At 70.3% G+C, this 18,345-nt stretch carries 16 protein-coding genes and 2 pseudogenes; 10 read left to right on the top strand and 8 right to left on the bottom strand.

Going from position 1 to position 18,345, the window contains the following annotated elements:
• Positions 1–81: 81 nt before the first annotated feature.
• From purE to J4Z35_RS07945, 5 genes are all read right to left on the bottom strand, one after another.
• On the bottom strand, positions 82–576 hold the full coding sequence (purE, locus tag J4Z35_RS07925) for a 5-(carboxyamino)imidazole ribonucleotide mutase (protein ID WP_200829324.1): 495 nt from the start codon (positions 574–576) through the stop codon (positions 82–84).
• A 119-nt stretch (positions 577–695) separates the two neighbouring features.
• Positions 696–1,931, bottom strand: a complete 1,236-nt coding sequence (locus tag J4Z35_RS07930; RefSeq protein ID WP_208065482.1) for a 5-(carboxyamino)imidazole ribonucleotide synthase — start codon at positions 1,929–1,931, stop codon at positions 696–698.
• 45 nt (positions 1,932–1,976) lie between these two features.
• On the bottom strand, positions 1,977–2,804 hold the full coding sequence (locus J4Z35_RS07935; RefSeq protein WP_136788125.1) for a winged helix-turn-helix domain-containing protein: 828 nt from the start codon (positions 2,802–2,804) through the stop codon (positions 1,977–1,979).
• Between the two features lie 201 nt (positions 2,805–3,005).
• Positions 3,006–4,007, bottom strand: a complete 1,002-nt coding sequence (locus J4Z35_RS07940) for an adenylate/guanylate cyclase domain-containing protein (RefSeq protein WP_006947388.1) — start codon at positions 4,005–4,007, stop codon at positions 3,006–3,008.
• A gap of 27 nt (positions 4,008–4,034) precedes the next feature.
• Positions 4,035–4,961 (bottom strand): biotin--[acetyl-CoA-carboxylase] ligase, encoded by a 927-nt coding sequence (locus J4Z35_RS07945; protein WP_208065483.1) that lies wholly within the window; start codon positions 4,959–4,961, stop codon positions 4,035–4,037.
• 23 nt (positions 4,962–4,984) lie between these two features.
• Between J4Z35_RS07945 and J4Z35_RS07950 the strand changes: the two genes are divergently transcribed.
• Positions 4,985–6,628 carry an acyl-CoA carboxylase subunit beta gene (locus tag J4Z35_RS07950; protein WP_074041074.1) on the top strand — a complete coding sequence of 548 codons (1,644 nt, stop codon included), beginning with the start codon at positions 4,985–4,987 and terminating at the stop codon, positions 6,626–6,628.
• Positions 6,625–6,843: an acyl-CoA carboxylase epsilon subunit gene (locus J4Z35_RS14490; RefSeq protein ID WP_198274712.1), complete on the top strand. Its 219-nt coding sequence runs from the start codon at positions 6,625–6,627 to the stop codon at positions 6,841–6,843. Before J4Z35_RS07950 ends, J4Z35_RS14490 begins: the two co-directional genes overlap by 4 nt.
• Positions 6,844–6,912: 69 nt before the next feature.
• Here the strand turns inward: J4Z35_RS14490 and J4Z35_RS14495 are convergent, their stop codons facing one another.
• The 3 genes and pseudogenes from J4Z35_RS14495 to J4Z35_RS14505 form a co-directional block, all read right to left on the bottom strand.
• The gene (locus J4Z35_RS14495) at positions 6,913–7,068 is read right to left on the bottom strand and encodes a hypothetical protein (protein ID WP_243754957.1); all 156 of its coding nucleotides are present in this window, start codon (positions 7,066–7,068) and stop codon (positions 6,913–6,915) included.
• Between the two features lie 54 nt (positions 7,069–7,122).
• Positions 7,123–7,233 (bottom strand): annotated as a pseudogene (locus J4Z35_RS14500) (MOSC domain-containing protein); the annotation flags it as partial.
• Between the two features lie 11 nt (positions 7,234–7,244).
• Positions 7,245–7,364 (bottom strand): annotated as a pseudogene (locus tag J4Z35_RS14505) (MOSC domain-containing protein); the annotation flags it as partial.
• A gap of 18 nt (positions 7,365–7,382) precedes the next feature.
• Between J4Z35_RS14505 and J4Z35_RS14510 the strand changes: the two are divergent.
• From J4Z35_RS14510 to J4Z35_RS07995, 8 genes are all read left to right on the top strand, one after another.
• On the top strand, positions 7,383–7,577 hold the full coding sequence (locus tag J4Z35_RS14510; RefSeq protein WP_243754958.1) for a hypothetical protein: 195 nt from the start codon (positions 7,383–7,385) through the stop codon (positions 7,575–7,577).
• 1 nt (position 7,578) lies between these two features.
• On the top strand, positions 7,579–7,800 hold the full coding sequence (locus J4Z35_RS07965) for a hypothetical protein (RefSeq protein ID WP_208065484.1): 222 nt from the start codon (positions 7,579–7,581) through the stop codon (positions 7,798–7,800).
• 76 nt (positions 7,801–7,876) lie between these two features.
• On the top strand, positions 7,877–9,565 hold the full coding sequence (locus J4Z35_RS07970) for a DUF885 domain-containing protein (protein WP_006947330.1): 1,689 nt from the start codon (positions 7,877–7,879) through the stop codon (positions 9,563–9,565).
• Between the two features lie 252 nt (positions 9,566–9,817).
• Entirely contained in the window at positions 9,818–12,229 is a 2,412-nt protein-coding gene (locus J4Z35_RS07975; protein WP_115297257.1) for a GNAT family N-acetyltransferase, read from the top strand.
• A gap of 230 nt (positions 12,230–12,459) precedes the next feature.
• Positions 12,460–14,124: an L-lactate permease gene (locus J4Z35_RS07980; RefSeq protein WP_006947397.1), complete on the top strand. Its 1,665-nt coding sequence runs from the start codon at positions 12,460–12,462 to the stop codon at positions 14,122–14,124.
• A 77-nt stretch (positions 14,125–14,201) separates the two neighbouring features.
• On the top strand, positions 14,202–16,052 hold the full coding sequence (locus J4Z35_RS07985) for a cation:proton antiporter (RefSeq protein ID WP_208065485.1): 1,851 nt from the start codon (positions 14,202–14,204) through the stop codon (positions 16,050–16,052).
• A gap of 42 nt (positions 16,053–16,094) precedes the next feature.
• A complete protein-coding gene (locus J4Z35_RS07990) occupies positions 16,095–16,778 on the top strand; it encodes a Maf family protein (protein ID WP_074045511.1) in 684 nt (227 codons plus the stop codon).
• A 196-nt stretch (positions 16,779–16,974) separates the two neighbouring features.
• On the top strand, positions 16,975–18,276 hold the full coding sequence (locus J4Z35_RS07995; protein ID WP_074045510.1) for a hypothetical protein: 1,302 nt from the start codon (positions 16,975–16,977) through the stop codon (positions 18,274–18,276).
• The last annotated feature ends 69 nt before the right edge of the window (positions 18,277–18,345 follow it).

An 18,345-nucleotide genomic window follows, 5' to 3' on the forward strand; every position in this document is an offset into this window, starting at 1 on the left:
TCGCGGCGGCAGCCCCTCTCCGTCGATGTTGCCCGGGTTTCGGGGCGTCGGCGCCGCCAGGCCCGGGCAACATCGGGGTACTCAGGCCTGACGTTCGGCGACCTCGCGGCGCAGCGCCTCGCCCTTGGCGTGGGCCTCGTCGCGCAGGCTCGCCTGGAACTGCATCATCTGGGCGGCGATGCGACACGCCTCGTCCGAGTCACCGACGCCGAGGATGCGCGCCGCGAGCAGGCCCGCGTTGCGCGCACCACCGACCGAGACCGTCGCGACGGGCACGCCGGCGGGCATCTGGACGATCGACAGCAGCGAGTCCATGCCGTCGAGGTGTTTCAGCGGCACGGGCACCCCGATGACGGGCAGCGTCGTGACCGACGCGAGCATGCCCGGCAGGTGCGCCGCTCCCCCGGCGCCGGCGATGATGACGCGCAGGCCGCGCTCCGCGGCGCGGGTGCCGTACTCGACCATCTCGTGCGCCATGCGGTGCGCCGAGACGACGTCGGCCTCGTACCCGATGCCGAACTCGTCGAGGACGTCGGCGGCCGCGGACATCGTCGGCCAGTCCGAGTTGCTGCCCATGACGAGCCCGACGACGGGCGCCTTCGCCGGCTGCGTCGCGCTCGTGGGGTTCGTCGAGCTCGTAGCCGGGGTCGCCGAACCCGCAGCGTTCGTCGTCACGTCGGGGGTGGTCGCGTCGCTCATTTGGTCACCGTTCCTTGGAGGTAGTCACAGGCGTGGCGGGCTCGTGCGCGCAGGCCGACGAGGTCGTCGCCGAAGACGTTGACGTGCCCGATCTTGCGGCCGGGGCGCACACCCTTGCCGTAGAGGTGGATCTTGAGGCCGGGATCACGCGCCATGAGGTGCCTGTAGGTGGGGTACAACTCCTCGTACTCGCCGCCGAGCACGTTGCCCATGACCGTCCACGGTGCCCGCGCGCGCGTGTCGCCGAGGGGCAGATCGAGGACGGCGCGTAGGTGCTGCTCGAACTGACCGGTGATCGAGCCGTCCATCGACCAGTGTCCCGAGTTGTGCGGGCGCATCGCGAGCTCGTTGACGACGAACTCGTCACCGCCGAGGTCGAACAGCTCGACGGCCATGACGCCCGTGACGTCGAGTTCGCGCGCGATCGTGATGGCGGCGGAGGTGATGCGTTCGGCAGCGTCGTCGCTCAGGTCCGGGGCGGGGGCGAGGACCTCGGTGCAGATGCCGTCGACCTGAACGGTCTCGACGACGGGCCACACGGCGACCTGGCCGCTCGGGCTGCGCGCGATCATGACGGCGATCTCCCGCTCGAACGCGACGGCCTCCTCCGCGAGCAGCGGCGCGCCGTCAGCCTGCGCGAACCAGGCGTCCGCGTCGTCGGGGGTGCGCACGAGCATGACGCCCTTGCCGTCGTACCCGCCCGTCGGGGTCTTGAGCACGAGCGGCCAGCCATGCTGTTCGCCGAACGCGCTCAACTCGTCGCTCGTGGAAACGGGAGCCCAGGCGGGGCACGGCACGTCGAGGTCGCTGAGGCGCTGACGCATCGCGAGCTTGTCCTGGGCGAAGCGCAGCGCACTCGGGCGCGGGTGCAGCGCGACGCCGTCGGCCTCGAGCGCAGCGAGCACGTCGGCGGGCACGTGCTCGTGATCGAACGTCACGACGTCGCACCCGCGTGCCCACTCGCGCACCTGCTCGGCGTCGCGGTAGTCACCGACAGGCGCATGCGGCACGACGAGCGCCGCTGCGGCGTCGTCGGACTCGGCGAAGACGGACAACGTCAGCGCGAGCTCGGCCGCGGGGGCGGCACACATGCGGGCGAGCTGGCCGCCGCCGATGATGCCGACGACGGGAAATCCGCCCGGCGCGCGGCGCGCCTCGCGGGCGGGCTGGGTGTCGGGCGTCGCAGCGTCCGGCTCGGTGGCGTTGCGCGCATGGGGCTGGGGTTGGTTCACGCGCCAAGATTATCCGGCGGATTCGTCACGCGCGTGGCGCGGTCGTCAGGCGGGCGTCGCCGGGTGGGCGAGGCCCACCCCCACCGACTCGAGGGCCTCGCCCTCGCGCCGCGTCAGGACGAAGCCCGCGCCGCGCACCGTCTCGATCTGCCACTGCCCGCCCGTCGCGACCCGCAGCTTGGGGCGCAGCTTGGCGATGTGCATGTCGACCGCCTTGGGTGTGCCACGCCACTGGCCCGTCCACAGCGCCGCCTCGAACTCTGCGCGACTGACGACGTCATCCCGCCCGACGAGCACCCCCATGACGATGGCTTCCTTCGCGGTCATCACCGCCCGCCCGCCGGCGCCGACGAGCTCGCGCCGCGCCGCGTCCACGTGGGGTGGGCTCCCCTCGGCGGCGTTCGCCACCAGCCGCGGTCCGCCCTGCGCCCGGTTGACCCGGCGCACCGCGGCGCTGACCCGCGCTTCGAGCTCCGCCGGCGTGATCGCGCACGAGATGACGTCGTCGGCCCCCGCGTCGAGCAGCGCGACGGTCGCGGCCGCGCGTTCGACGTCCCCGACGAGCGCCGCGTCGTCGAGCACAGCGACGAACGCCACACCCGGATGCCGGCGGGAAGAGGTGCGCACGGCGGCGGCGCTCTCGCGCACCCCGTCGGGCGCGGCCGTGGCGCCGCCGCCCAGGTCGGCGTCGCCGTCGACGCGGCGGCAGTTCGCCGCGAAGACGATGCACGCGGTCACCGTTCCGACGGATTCGGGCGTCACGGTTTCGAGCGTGCCCTCCACGGTGCGGACCGAGAGGTGTGCTGCGTGGCTCATGCGCATGAGAGCCGTGTCGTCGCCGAAACCCCCGCGGGCGACCAGGACGTCGTTCATGAGCACGACTATAGGCAGCCCGGCATACCCTGCGGTGCCTTGCGGACCGACGAATTGTCAGTTGCCCATCCAGCCGACTTGACAGAAATGTATACAGCAGGGCTTTGTCGCCGAATCGTCACCTGGCGTTCACCCGCAGGCGTCCGACGCCCGATCCGTCCAGCAGGATTCGTCCTGAGCAGAGTGCTTCAGAAAGGTCCGTCAGAGCAGGATCCAGGCCGCGCTGAGGCCGATACCCGCGAGTTCCAACGGTTCGTGCGCGCGCAGCGTCGACTCCGGGTCGTGACGCAGCGCGTCGGCCGTTGCCTCGTCGACGAGGATCTGACTCGCCGCGGCGGCGTTCGTCAGGCGTGCGGCGCGGTTGACCGTCGTGCCGTAGATGTCGCCGAGACGCGCGAGCACACGACCCGTCGACAGACCCACGCGCATCTGCGGCAGCAGGTCGTCGACCTCCGACATCTCCTTGAGCGCACGCGCGATGCGCGAGGCGCCCTCCGGGTCCTGGTGCGAGAAGAGGATCTCGTCACCGACCGTCTTGACGACGGCGCCCCCGTGCTCGCTGACGATGTCCGAGGCGACCGCCTCGAACCGCGTGACGAGCGCCGCGAGATCACTCTCACTGAGCTGACGCGCGAGGCGCGTGAAGGAGACGAGGTCGGCGAAACCGACGGTGCGCACGACACCGAGGTGCGTCTCGGGCTGCGCGTCTGCCAGCAGGCGCGCGAGGGCGACGCCGACGTTGCGGCGCCACACGTAGAGGAGCAACGGCTCGAGGTCGTCGACGAGGCTCGCCATCTCCTCCGCTGCGGCGCGGGCGAGGGGCTTGCCGCCGCGCGGGCCGCCGTCACGCTGCGCGAGCATGTCGACGACGAGTTGCACCTGCCACATCGCGAGTCGGTCGGTCGTGCGCCCCAGCGCACGCGCCAGCCCGAGGAGGGTGTCGACGTCGAGATCGTGCGCGGCCGTCATCGCGGACACCGCGCGCAGGGCGTCGAGGTCGGTGTCGGAGAACGCGACGTCCGCCTCACGCGAGTTGGCGAAACCGAGAGCGCGCCACACGCGACGGGTGTCGTCGGCGTCGACCCCGGCGTGCGTCGACAGGTCACGGCGCTTGTAGCGGCGCGGCGCGCCCATGAGGCGTCGCTCGACCGCGTCGATGAACATCGAATCGTCGGAATCGAGGTGGGACACCGGGTCAGCCATCACGTCTCGCCTTCTGCCTCGTACCGATCACTCGTCGGCGTTCCGCCCGTGTGGCTCGCCGGCCTCCGCGCGGCCGCCCAGGCGGGCATGCACGACGTCCGCCACCGAGTACGCCATCGTAGGCGCTGAGCCTGGACGCTCGCCGGGAGCGGTCGTCACGAGCCGCCCGCCGTCGTCGATGCCGACGCCTCGCCGCCGCGCCACCTTGCCGTCGGGGGTGTGCACGTCGACGAGGCTGCCGATCGTGCGACAGTGTCGACGCACGCTCTCGCGGGCGGCCGCGAGCGCCACGGGTTCGCACCAGGCACGCGCGGCACGGGCGACGTGCGCAGCGACGGCCGCGAGCACCTCGTCACGCGCGGCGTCCAACCCGACGAGTGACGTCGACGTCGCCGTGTCGACGGGCAACTCGCCGCGCTGCTGAGCCACGTTCACCCCGACGCCCGCGACGACGAGGTTGCCCGACGCCACCTGACACAGGACGCCGGCGACCTTGCGCCAGTCGCCGCTCGCCCCGCCGGTGCCCGGGCCGGCGTCGGCGTCGGCGCCGCTCTCGTCGCCGTCGTCATCCCACACCAGGACGTCGTTGGGCCACTTCGTGACGAACTCGACGTCCGCCCCGCGCTCGTCGGCCAGCTGCGCGAGGGCGGCGCGCACGGCGTCACCGACGAACAACGGCACCCAACCCCACGTCGCCGCGTCCAGCGGCAGCGGCAGCGTCATCGAGACGGTGACGGCGGCGCCCGCGGGCGTCACCCAGGCCCGATCGAGGCGTCCGCGCCCGGCGCGCTGGCGATGGGCGGCCACGAGGTGCCAGCGCTCGGCGGCGTCGAGGGCGACCACATTCGTCGAATCGACCTCGTCGAACAGGTCGACGCGAGCCCACCCGTCGGCACGCAGATCCCGCGCCATCCCTGGCGAAAAGGCTACTGACGAGTTCGTGTTCGAGGTCACGTGACAAGGTTAGGCTGTCGCCCATGACGCTCGACGACGTGCCCCCGGACACCTCCCTCGATCTGCACACCACGGCCGGAAGGTTGAAGGATCTGGCGAACCGCACGGAGGAGGCGGTGCACGCCGGTTCGGCCCGCGCGGTGGAGAAGCAGCACGCCAAGGGCAAGCTGACGGCTCGTGAGCGCGTCGAACGGCTGCTCGACGAGGGCTCGTTCGTCGAACTCGACGCCCTGGCGCGTCACCGCTCGACGCAGTTCGGGCAGGACAAGAACCGCCCCTACGGTGACGGCGTCGTCACCGGCTACGGCACGGTCGACGGGCGCACGGTCTGCGTGTTCAGTCAGGACTTCACGGTCTTCGGCGGCTCCCTCGGCGAGGTCTTCGGCGAGAAGATCTGCAAGGTCATGGATCTCGCGATGAAGCTCGGCGCACCCGTCATCGGCATCAACGACTCGGGCGGCGCGCGCATCCAGGAGGGCGTCGTCGCGCTCGGTCTCTACGCCGAGATCTTCCGTCGCAACGTGCACGCGAGCGGTGTCATCCCGCAGATCTCGCTCGTCATGGGCCCCTGCGCCGGTGGCGCCGTCTACTCCCCCGCGATCACCGACTTCACCGTCATGGTCGATCAGACGTCGCACATGTTCATCACCGGCCCTGACGTCATCAAGACGGTGACGGGTGAGGACGTCGGTTTCGAGGAGCTCGGCGGCGCGCACACGCACAACTCGCGCTCCGGCGTCTCGCACTACATGGCGAGCGACGAGGACGACGCGATCGAGTACGTCAAGGCGATGCTCGGCTACCTGCCGAGCAACAACATGGACCCGGGGCCCTCGTTCGAGGTCACCGCCGACCTCGAGATCACCGACGCCGACCGCGCGCTCGACACGCTCGTGCCCGATTCGGCGAACCTCGCCTACGACATGAACGACGTCATCGCCGCCGTCGTCGACCCGGCGGATCCTGACGATGCGGGCTCCGGCCCCGACTTCCTCGAGGTGCAGCCGCTGTTCGCACCCAACATCATCTGCGGGCTCGCGCGCGTCGAGGGGCACAGCGTCGGCATCGTCGCGAACCAGCCGGCTCAGCTCGCCGGCACGCTCGACATCAACGCGAGCGAGAAGGCGGCGCGTTTCATCCGCTTCTGCGACTCGTTCAACATCCCGATCCTCACGCTCGTCGACGTGCCCGGCTTCCTGCCCGGTACCGACCAGGAGTGGGGCGGCATCATCCGCCGTGGCGCGAAGCTGCTCTACGCCTACGCGGAGGCGACGGTGCCGCTCGTCACCGTCATCACGCGCAAGGCGTACGGCGGTGCGTACGACGTCATGGGGTCCAAGCACCTCGGCGCCGACATCAACCTCGCGTGGCCGACGGCGCAGATCGCCGTCATGGGTGCGCAGGGCGCGGCCAACATCGTGTACCGCAAGGAGCTGACGGCGGTCGCCGAGAACGGCAGCGCCGAGGACGTCGAGAAGCGTCGCGCGCAGCTCATCGCCGAGTACGAGGACACGCTCGCCAACCCGTACATCTCAGCCGACCGCGGCTACGTCGACGCGGTCATCCCGCCGCACGAGACGCGCGTCCAGGTCGTCAAGGCGCTGCGGGCGCTGCGTCACAAGCGCGAGGACCTGCCGCCGAAGAAGCACGGAAACATCCCGCTGTGAGCGAGGCAACCGAGAGCCCGCGCCCGACGATCCGGTTCGTCAGCGGCGCGCCGACCGACGAGGAGATCGCCGCCGTCACTGCTGTCGTCCTGGCGCGAGCGGCTGCGGCGTCGGGCACTGAATCACCCGCCCCGGTGCGTTCCATGTGGGGACGCCCCGCGCACGTCCGCCACGCCCGTCCGCGCAGTTGGGCCGAATCGCGCCTGCCGCGCTGAGGCTGGCCTTCGGCGGATGATCGTTGCCCGGAATCGCGTCAGAGGTGACGCGATTGCGGGCGATGATGCTCAGCGCAGCTTGGCTTCGAGCTTGGCCTGGTAGCGCGGCGCCAGCACGCCGGCCGCGACGACGCGTTCCATGATCGCGCGGGCACCGCCGGTGTAGGCGCGGAACACGTCGACGACGGTGACGCCGTGCTCGGGCACGTCGACGACGTCGACCATGTCGCCCGCCGTGATCGTCCCGGGCTCGACGACGCGGGTGTACGCGCCGGGCCGTCCGTGGTCGGTGAAGCGCTTGACCCAGCGCGGCTCGTCGATCGCCCAGGCGAAGGTTCGGCAGGGAACGCGGGGCCGGTCACCTCGAGCAGCGCCGTGCCCATGCGCCAGCGGGTGCCGATGACGGCGTCGTCGACGCGGACGCCCCGCGTCGTGACGTTCTCGCCGAAGGCCCCGTCGGGAATCGAACGCCCCAGCTCGGCGCCCCAGTGGTCGAGCTCTTCACGCGCGACCACGTACACCGCCTGCTCGCTGCCCCCGTGATGCTCGAGATCACCGACGTGGTCACCGCTGACGCCGCTGCGCCCACCCGCCTCGCGCGTGCCGGGGTCGGCGACGCCGATGCTCGCGACGGGTCGCTTGCGCATCCCCGTGAGGTGCTTCTTCGCATCCCACACCTCTGGTCGGCCGATCTGGACACCGACGACGACGAGCTCTCCACCTGCGGTGGGTGACATGGCGTCGGCCCGCGCCGCTGAGGTGGAAGCCAAGTCCGTGGACGCCGCGGTGGAGCTCACGGACTCCGCCGAGCCGGATGTCGGTGACGCGGCCGTCGTCGCGGTGGATTTCGCCTGCTCCTCCGAGCCCGATGCCGAGGCCTCGGCCGACGCCCTCTGCCCCGCTGCCGCTGCCTTCACAGCACCCGCCGCAGCGGGCCGGGCGTCAGGATCGGCGTGAGATGGACTCATCGGCGGCGTCGTCATGGGCGTCAATGTACTTGCGCGCTGTGACGTGCGTCGCGTTGGATCGGTACATGAGCACCTCGAGCGAGCCCCGCGCCACGACCCGTCTCGACGAGATCGCGGACGGCTACCTCGACGCGTCCGTCGCGCTGTCGCCGATCGAGGCAACGGCGCTCGGCATCCCGGGCCAGGATCATCTGCTCGACGACTTCTCCCCCGACGGTTACGCGGCCGCGTCCGATCTGCGTCGCTCGACGTTGTCGGCGCTGCGCACCGCGTCGGCGCAGGACGACGTGGACGCCGTGACGCTCGCCGCGCTGCAGGAGCGCCTCGAGCTCGCCGAGGAGATCCATGACGCCGGCTACGACCTCGCCGACCTCAACGTCATCGCGTCGCCGCTGCAGATGATGCGCGACACCTTCGACCTCATGCCGACCGACAGCGACGAGGACTGGGAGACGATCGCGCACCGGCTGCGCGCCGTCCCCGAGGCGCTCGACGGCTGGTTCGCGTCGCTCGATCACGCCGCGTCGCAGGGCATCGTCGCGGCGCAGCGCCAGATCGAACGCTGCAGCGAGCAATGCGCCGAGCACGGCGGACGCGACGGGTACTTCCTCTCGCTCGCCGAGCGCGCCGCCGTCGAGGGTGGTGGCGATGCCAGCGCGGTGCAGGACGAGGTGCGCGAGGCTGCCGCGCTCGCCGCGCGGGCCTACGCCGACGCAGGGGCGCGGCTGCGCGACGAACTGCTGCCGCGCGCGCCCGAGCACGACGGGGTGGGGCGTGAGCGGTACGCGCTGCACAGCCGCGAGTTCCTCGGCGCGCGAGTCGACCTCGAGGAGACCTACCGCTGGGGTCAGGACGAACTCGCGCGCATCACCGACGAGATGTCGCGCCTCGCCGAACGCATCGCGCCCGGCGCCGGCGTCAAGGGCGCGATGGCCGCCCTCGACGCCGACGACGCGTACGCCCTGCACGGCACCGACGCGCTGCGCGCCTGGATGCAGGCGAGCGCCGACGCCGCCGTCAGCGCTCTGGCGGACACGCACTTCGACATCCCCGACCCGGTGCGTCGCATCGAGTGCATGATCGCGCCCACGTCCTCGGGCGGCATCTACTACACCGGCCCGAGCGAGGATTTCTCCCGCCCCGGACGCATGTGGTGGGCGGTGCCGAAGGGCGTCGAACGGTTCGGCACGTGGCGCGAACTGACGACCGTCTACCACGAGGGCGTCCCCGGCCATCACCTGCAGATCGGGCAGACGATGTACCGCTCGGGCCTGCTCAACCGGTGGCGCCGCATGGGGTCGTGGACATCCGGGCACGCGGAGGGCTGGGCCCTGTACGCCGAGCGCCTCATGGACGAGCTCGGCTTCCACACGGACGACGCCACCCGCCTCGGCATGCTCGACGGGCAGTCGCTGCGCGCCGCGCGCGTCATCGTCGACATCGGCGTGCACTGCGGTTTCGAGGCTCCCGCCGAGGTTGGTGGGGGCGCCTGGACGTACGACAAGGCGTGGGCATTCCTGTCGGCGCACGCCGACATGGCCGAGGGCTTCCTGCGCTTCGAGCTCGACCGCTACCTCGGCTGGCCGGGGCAGGCGCCGTCGTACTCGATCGGCGAGCGCCTGTGGCTGTCGCTGCGCGAGGAGACGCGTCGTCGCGAGGGCGCAGCCTTCGACCTCAAGGCCTTCCACCGTCGCGCCCTCGACATCGGCGGCGTCGGCCTCGACGTCCTGCGCGACGCCATCCTCGCCCCCTGACCCACCTGCGATTCCTATCCACATTCGCGATTCGTTTCCCCATCGGCGAACCGCGTCCACCTATGCGATTCCCGCCCCCATCGGCGAACCGCGTCCACCTTCGCGCCTCTGAGCGAATGTGGACGAAAAACGCAGATGAGGACGGGAATCGCAGATGGGGCGGGCCCCATGCGTGCCTGACGGGGTGGGAGCGGGGGCGCCGGTAGGCTGGCGGCAAGCCGATGTCCCCAACGTTCGGAGCGCTACGCCACCATGTCGCCCACCCAGTCGAGCCTCGCCACGACCTCGCCCTACTCGATCGTCGCCGTCGACGCTGACGAGTTCGTCCGGACGATCCACGACGCGGGCGCGCGCGTGCCCGTCGAGCAGTCGCCCGAGTGGGCGCGCTACGACGATTCGCTGCCGGGGCGCCGTCACTGGCGCTACCTGCTCGTCCACGACGCCGCGGGCGCCCACGTCGCCGCACTGAGCCTGACGGAGTTCGCCGGCCGCGCGCTCGTGCAGCTGTGGGGCAAGTTCGCCCCGATCTGGCTGACGCACGCCGCGCCCAGCGCCGCTGAGGAGCGTGCCCTGCGCGACGCCCTGGCCGCGTACGTCAAGGCCGAGCACCCCAAGGCGGCACTCGTCCGCCTGCACGCCACGCACGCGGCGCCCGACCTCACCGAGCCGCTCACCGAGGTCTTCTACGACCGTACGCTCGTGCTCGACCTCTCGCTCAGCGAGGACGAGCTGATGGTGTCGATGTCGAAGAACGGCCGCCGTGACCTGCGGTACGGGCTCAAGAACGACGCCCTGGTCTTCACCGACGAGACGGGCATCAGCGAACAGGACTTCGCTGAGCAGGTCTTCCCCGTCTTCACCGAGACCGCCGAACGCGGCCACTTCGACCTGCGTCCCGCGCAGTTCTACTTCAACATGCTCTCCCAGCTCGGCCCCGACATCTGCCGCCTCTACACGGTGCGAGACACCTCTGCGGGCGGCGCCGTCGTCGCGTGGGCGCTCGTCACCATCTATGACGGCGAGGCGCGCTACTTCTACGCCGCGACGAGCGCGGCCGCCCGCAAGAGCTTCGCTGCCAACCGCATGGTCTGGGAGTGCATGCTCGCGGCGAAGAGCCGCGGCGCGTCGACGTTCGACTTCATGGGTCTCGGCAGCGACCGCGCGCCCGCGCTCAGCTCGCTCGACGGTTTCAAGCTCAAGTTCGGCAAGGACGGCGCGCGTGACGTCCCGGGCCCGTGGGATCTCGTCGTGCGCCCGCAGGTGCTCTCCGCGTACCGTGCGTCGACGAAGGCCAAGGCCCTCGTGCGTGACGCCCGCAGCAAGGGTCCGAGCACCGTTCACAGCCTGCCGTCGCGGACGATGCGCACCGCCTCGTGCGCCGCCACCGCCCTCGCCGCGAAGGTCGCCGGCCCCGCACGCGGTGCGACGCCGGGTCAGGGCGGCACTCCCGCGGTGCTGCCGGTCGTGCTCGACTTCACCCTCTCGGGCTACGCCCTGGCGCGCGCGTTCCACGAGCGTTACGGCCTGACGAGCGTCCTCGTCGTCCCGTTCACGACGGGCGCGACGGCCGACTCAACGCTGTTCCACGACACGCGAGAACTCGGGTTCGCCGCGATCAACGACCACGACCTCGTCCTCACCGAGATCCGCCGTATCGCCGCTGAGAACCCCGATCTGACGATCATTCCGCTGACGAACAACGACGGCTACGTGCAGTCGTTGTCGGCGAAGCGCGACACGCTCGGCACCAACGTCGTCGTGCCACACGAGAGCCCCGCGATGCTCGAGCGCATCTCCGACAAGAACCACTTCAACGCCGTCTGCGCCGAGGCGGGCGTCGCGACGCCGGGCACCGTCGTCCTCGACTTCGCCACCGGGCGCCCGAGCGCCGACGACGTCACCTTCCCCTACCCGATCATCGTCAAGCCCGCCGATTCGGCACTGCACAACGCCTTGTCGATGCCGGGCAAGAAGAAGCTGTACGAGGTCGACTCGCGCGACGAGCTCGACGCGCTCATCACCCGCCTCGTCGACGCGGGCTTCACCGGCGAGATGCTCGCGCAGGATCTCATCCCCGGCGACGAGATCCTGTCGGTCACGATGTACCGCGCGAAGAACGGCGAGATCACGCTGGCGCGCACGTCGCGGGTGCTCCTGCAGGATCCGCGTCCGGCCTACCTCGGCATCCCCGACGTCCAGGTCGTGCAGGACATGCCCGACGTCGTCGAAGCCTCGCGCCGCATCCTCGAGACGGCCGACTATCACGGCTTCGCCAACCTCGACGCCATCCGCGACCCGCGTGACGGTTCCGTCAAGTTCTTCGAGGTCAACCCGCGCTACGGACGCAACTGCTACTACGCCACCGGTTCGGGGGCGAACGTCGCCGAGCAGCTCGTCAGCGACCTCGTCGAGAACTCCCCCGTCACCGCGCCGGCGCCGTCCGACGACCTCGTCTACACCGTCCTGCCGCCGCAGACCATCGCGCGTCTGCTGCCGAAGGGCGCAGAGCGCGACGCCGCCGCGGCGCTCGTCAAGCGCGGACGCTGGGCCGACCCGCTCAAGTACGACGGGGAGCGCAACCCGAAGCACAAGGCGTACGCGCAGATCGCGGCGTGGAACCACGTGCGCGCCTACCGCGGCGCGCCGCGCATCGTCGGGGGCTGACGCCGCACGCAGTCTGTCGCTCACCCACTCGCCGCCCGGTCGAGCCCGGCATCGGTCCTCACTGATGCCGGGCTTCGTCATGCTCGCGCCGGCCGCGCCACAACCCTCCCCGTCCGAGACGCAACGAGAGCTGCATCACGTCGATGTGACCTGCATCATGTACAGTTTGGTCTGACCAATAATGGTCCGACCAAAGCTGAGCCAGCCTCCCCACCCCGCAAGGAGTCCGCGTGATCACCTACACCGCGACCCCCGACGCCGTCGGCGACAGCCTGGCGCTGTCCGCTCTCGTGGGCTCGTTGCCCCTCCTCACGTTCTTCGCGATGCTGTTGATCGCCAAGGCCAGCGCCTACGTCGCAGGCCTCGCGAGCCTCGTCGTCTCGCTCGTCATCGCCGTCGTCGCGTTCGGCATGCCGACACACCTCGCCCTTCTGTCGGCGACACAGGGCGCCGTCTACGGTCTCGTGCCGATCGTGTGGATCGTCGTCATGGCGTTGTGGTTCTACCGGGTCACCGTCATCTCGGGCCGCTTCAACGACCTGCGCTCGATCTTCGACGCGATCGGCGGCGGCGACATTCGCATCCAGGCCATGCTCATCGCGTTCTGCTTCGGCGGCCTTCTCGAGGCCCTCGCCGGGTTCGGCGCGCCGGTCGCCATCACGGCGACGATGGTGCTCGCCCTCGGGCTCAAGCCGCTCAAGACGGCCGTCGTGTGCCTCATCGCGAACACGGCGCCGGTGGCGTTCGGCGCCGTCGCCATCCCGATCACGACCGCCGGGAACCTGACGGGCCTCGACCCCGCGCACATCGGTGCCGTCGTCGGCCACCAGGCACCGTTCTTCGCGATAGCCGTTCCCTTCTTCCTCATGATGATCATCGACGGCAAGCGCGGGCTCGTCCAGGCGTGGCCCGCTGCGCTCGTCACCGGTGGCGCGTTCGCGATCGCGCAGTGGTGGTGTTCGACGTACTTCTCGTACGAGTTGACGGACGTCGTCGCCTCGCTCGTCGGGCTCGCGGCCGCCATCGTCCTGCTGCGCTTCTGGAAGCCCAAGGGCGCCGACGACGTGCGTCGCAGCCTCGACATCGAAGCGCCCGTTCCCGCCGAGGCGCTCAGCGCCTCCCGCATCTGGATGGCCGTGCTGCCCTATCTGCTCGTCGTCGTCGTGTTCGGCATCGCGAAGCTGTGGAAGCTGGGCGTCGACATCCCTGCGAAGCTCAGCGCCACCGACGTCAAGATTCCCTGGCCGGGCCTCAACGGCGAGCTCGTCAACGCCAAGGGCAAGTCGATCTCCTCGACCGTCTACACGCTGCAGTGGCTGTCGAGCCCGGGCACGCTGCTGTTCCTCACCGGGCTCATGGTCGCGATCGTCTACTCCCTGCGTGACGGCGGCGGCCGCTTCCCGCTCACGCTGGGTGAGGCGTTCAAGGAGATCGGGCGTTGCTTCTACACGATGCGCTTCTCGGCGCTGACGATCGCGTCGGTGCTCGCGCTCGCCTACGTCATGAACTTCTCCGGCCAGACCATCGCGATCGGCACGTTCGTCGCCGGGCTGGGCGCGTGGTTCGCGTTCCTGTCGCCCGTGCTCGGCTGGGTCGGCACCGCCGTCACCGGCTCGGACACCTCGGCGAACGCCCTGTTCTCGACGCTGCAGCAGACGGCCGCGGAGAAGGCCGGGCTCGACCCGCACCTCATGACGGCGGCCAACACCTCCGGTGGAGTCGTCGGCAAGATGATCTCGCCACAGTCGCTGGCCATCGCGGCGACAGCCGTCGGCCTGCAGGGCAAGGAGTCGAAGATCTTCCGCGCCGTCGTGCTGTGGTCGCTCGGCATGCTGCTCGTGCTGTGCACGCTCGTCTACCTGCAGGCGCACGCCCTGTCGTGGATGCTGCCCTGAGTCACCTCATCCTCTGAGCCCCGCATGACGGCCGGACGTATTCTGCGGATCCGCTCGCCATCCGCGACAATGTCGACGTGCACATCGCTCTTCCCATCTTCCTGCTCGTCGCGACGACGATCAGTGTCTCCGTCCTCGCGCGCCGCGTCGGCCTGTCGGCGCCGCTGCTGCTCGTCGCCATCGGCGCGGTGGCGTCGTACCTGCCGCAGGTCCCCGAGGTCCACGTCGACTCCGAAGTGATCCTGCTCGGGTTCCTGCCGCCACTGCTGTACGCGACGGCGATCCGCACCTCGATCATCGATCTCAAGCGCGACGTGTTCCAGATCGTCCAGCTGTCGATCCTGCTCGTCTCGTGGTGGCTCATGCCCGTCGGGTTCGCCGCCGCGATGGCGCTCGGCGGTGTCGTCGCTCCCCCGGACGCCGTCGCCGCGACCGCCGTCGCCCGCCGCATCGGGTTGCCGCGACGTCTCGTCGCCGTCCTCGAGGGCGAGTCGCTCTTCAACGACGCGACGGCCCTCGTCACCGTCGGCACCGCCGTGAGCGCGCTGACGGGGTCGTTCTCGGCGAGCAGGGCCGGCCTCGCCTTCGTCATCGCGGCGCTCGGCGGCATCGTCATCGGTGTCATCGCGTTCTACGTCGTGGAGTTCGTGCAGAAGCACATCCGCGACGCCGTGACGAGCGTCGCGATCAGCATCATCACGCCGTGGGTCGCCTACCTCCCGGCGGAGGCGATCAAGGCATCTGGTGTCATCGCCGTCGTCGTCACCGGCGTGCTGCTCGGCTTCAAGGCGCCGTACTACAACACGGCGCAGGCGCGGGTCGCATCGCGGATGAACTGGAACTCGATCCAGTTCCTGCTCGAGAACATGGTGTTCCTGCTCATCGGCCTGCAGGTGTCGATGATCATCGACCAGGTCCAAACATCGGACCTCGGCCTCCAACGCACCAGCCTGTACGCGGTCGCCGTCCTCGTCACCGTCATGCTCGTGCGGCCGATGTTCATCATCGCGGCGGCTTGGCTCGGCAAGGTCTCGCGCTGGGATTCGCGCCCCCTCAGCCTGCGCGAGGGCGCCGTCGCAGGCTGGGCGGGCATGCGCGGAGTGGTGACGCTCGCCGCCGCGTTCCTGCTGCCGCCCGAGACGCCGCACCGCGAGTCGCTCGTCTTCATCGCGCTCGTCGTGACGATCGGCACGCTCGTCATCCAGGGCTTCACCCTCGGCCGCGTCGCCAACCTCATGAAGCTACGCGCGCCCGACCCGCGTGAGGACGCCCTCGCGCGCGCCCAGGTCATGCAGGCCTCCGTCGATGCCGGTGAGGCGGCGATGCGCAAGGCCCTCGCCGACGACCCGGAACTGGCGGACACCCCCGAGGCAATCATCAAGTCGCTGCAGAAGCAGGACATGCGCCGCGCGAACCTGCAGTGGGAACTGCTCGGCAACAACGACACGATGGGCCCGACGCAGCAGTACCGCATCCTGCGTCAGAAGATGATCAACGCCGAACGCGACAAGGCACTCGAGATGCGTAACGAGGGCCGCGTCGACCACGAGGTCATCGACAGCATCATGATGCAGCTCGACATCGAGGAGTCGATGATCGTCACCGCCGAGGAGCGCAACGCCGGGCTGCGCGATGCAGGCCCGCTGCTCACGCCGGAGGTTCGTCAGGGCGGCTGCGAACACCTGGAGAAGGCCGCGCACGACTACGCCTCACCCCAGTCGCACGACGGCTGCCAGGGCTGCCTGGAAGAGGGTCGGACGTGGCTGCACCTGCGCATGTGCACCGAGTGCGGGTACGTCGGCTGCTGCGACTCCTCCGCCGGTCAACACGCGACGAAGCACTTCCGCGCGACCGGTCACCCCGTCATGCGCTCGTTCGAGGCGGGTGAGGAATGGCGCTGGTGCTTCGTCGACAACCTGCCGGGCTGACGGGCGTCCGGCCCGCCTCGGCGCGCCGATATTCTTGAGCCCATGACCGTCCTCGTGCTCGCCTCGAAGTCCCCCGCCCGCCTCGCGACCCTGCGCAGCGCCGGCATCGAACCGTTCGTCCTCGTCTCCGACGTCGACGAGGACGCTGTCGTCGTCGCCGCCCGCGCGCAGCACGACGGGCCGGGCGAACTCGCCGCCGAGGACGTGGCGCTCCTGCTCGCGAACGCGAAGTGTGAGGCCGTCGCGTCGGTCCTCGCGCAGGACGAGGTTCCGGCCGAGACGCCCGACGCGTTCATCGAGGACGGCGGCATCATCCTGGGGTGCGACTCGGTGCTCGAGTTCGACGGTGCGATCCTCGGCAAGCCCGCGGACACCGCCGACGCCTGCGCGCGCTGGCAGGCGATGCGGGGGCGCAGCGGCACCCTGCACACCGGTCACTGGATCGTCGACGACCGCGTCGAGGGCACCGGCGCGACGTTCGGTGCCGTCTCGTCGACGATCGTCCACTTCGCCGACCTCGACGACGCGGAGATCGACGCCTACGTCGCCACCGGCGAACCGCTGTGGGTGGCGGGCGCGTTCACGATCGACGGCCTCGCGGGCGCCTACGTCGAACGCATCGAGGGCGACCCGCACACCGTCGTCGGCCTCGGTCTGCCGCTGCTGCGCGAGATGCTCGCCGAGATCGGCGTCGCCTGGCACGAGCTGTGGAACATGGCAGCCTGACCTGGCTCGGTCAGCAGGGGCCACCGCACGGGCGCGTGGGGAAACTCTGATCCGTCGCCCTGTCGTCAACCCCTGACGGCGAGAGCTGGCCGCACCGCGTCCGGCACAGGGCGACGCATCGAAAGGCCACTTACGGCCCCCGTGCGCCTGATCACCTGAGACACTGTCAGCGCACGAACTCATGGGGAGGAACACGATGGGCAACTCGCGCGTCGCGGCATCGCTGACGGCACTGACGTGCGCGGCCGCCTTCGCGGCAGCACCGGCGTACGGCGAGGACGCCGCGACGAACACATTCGTTCCCGGCGACCACGCGGTCGAGTTGTCCCTCGCCTCCGGCCAGGGCACGCCGCTGGCGCCGGGGCTGTACTCCTCGACGCTGCCCGTCGACGCGACGTCACGGTACGTCGAGGTCAAGCGCGGCGAGGGCGAGCGCCTCAGCGTCAGCATCAACGGCTCGGCGAGCTGGAAGGGCAACGCGTGGTCCGTCGACTCCGGCTCGCAGGGCCTGCAGCTCACGCTGACGACGGCGGACGGCGCCACGACATGCGGTTCCGACTCGGATTCGCTGACGAGCAGCGGCACGCCCGGGTTGCTCGCGACGCACGTCGACGTCGACGAGGCCAAGACGGCGCGCACGTCGTCATCGCTCGGTTCGGGCGCTGACGCCTGCCTGGCCGCGACGTCGTATCGGCTCGAGATCAAGCGCACCATCGACGGCGACAACGCCACGCCCATGCCCGTGCAGATCGCCGTGAAGCGCACGCCCCGCGTCAACGGCACCGTCAAGGTGCCTGCGGGCGAGGTGCCCGACATGACGACGCAGGCGCTCGAGGCGTCCACGACGGCGACGGCCGGTGACGGTTTCGCCAGCGCCACGATCCTGCGTCCCGGCGGGTACACGGTGAAGACGCCCATCGGCCGGCGCATGTTCTTCCGCGTGCATCTGTCGTGGGGTCAGCGCATGTCGTTCGGCTGGCAGGCGCCGAAGAACGGCACGACGTACAACCCGTCGCAGGATCTCAACCTGTCGATGCAGATGTTCAACCCCTCCCTCGTCTCCGCGACGCTGTCGGGCGCCGGGACGTCGTCGGGTTACCTGTTCGAGTCGTCGTCGGATTCGGGCTCGAAGGATCTTGGCGTCTACACCGCTCCGATCGACTACGGCAACGCGAACGTCGACTCGAGCGGCTCGGACGCACTGCAGTGGCACAGCGACCCGGGCTGGTATTACGTGGTGCTCGACGTGACGCCGTCGTCGTCGACGCCGAAGCCGAAGCTGCAGGATTCCTCGGAGTTCGACAGCGTCCTGTCCGTGCGCGTCACGGGGACGCCGAACGCGGGCCCGTCGATGGCGGTGCAGCAGCCCGAGCCGGGAAACGTCAGCGGCGTCGGCAAGTCGTCGGCTAACCCGCTGCTGTGGGGCGGCGCACTCGTCCTCGGCATCGGCGCGGTCGTCGGGCTCGGGTACGTGCTGCGACGCCGCGAGAAGCACTGACGCTCGTCGGACGCCGTCAGACGCACTCGAGCCGTCGCCTGTCGCTGCAGGCCGACGTCTTGGCTGCCC

Source organism: Dermacoccus sp. NHGro5 (assembly GCF_017565385.1).
GTDB classification, from domain to species: Bacteria; Actinomycetota; Actinomycetes; order Actinomycetales; family Dermatophilaceae; genus Dermacoccus; species Dermacoccus nishinomiyaensis.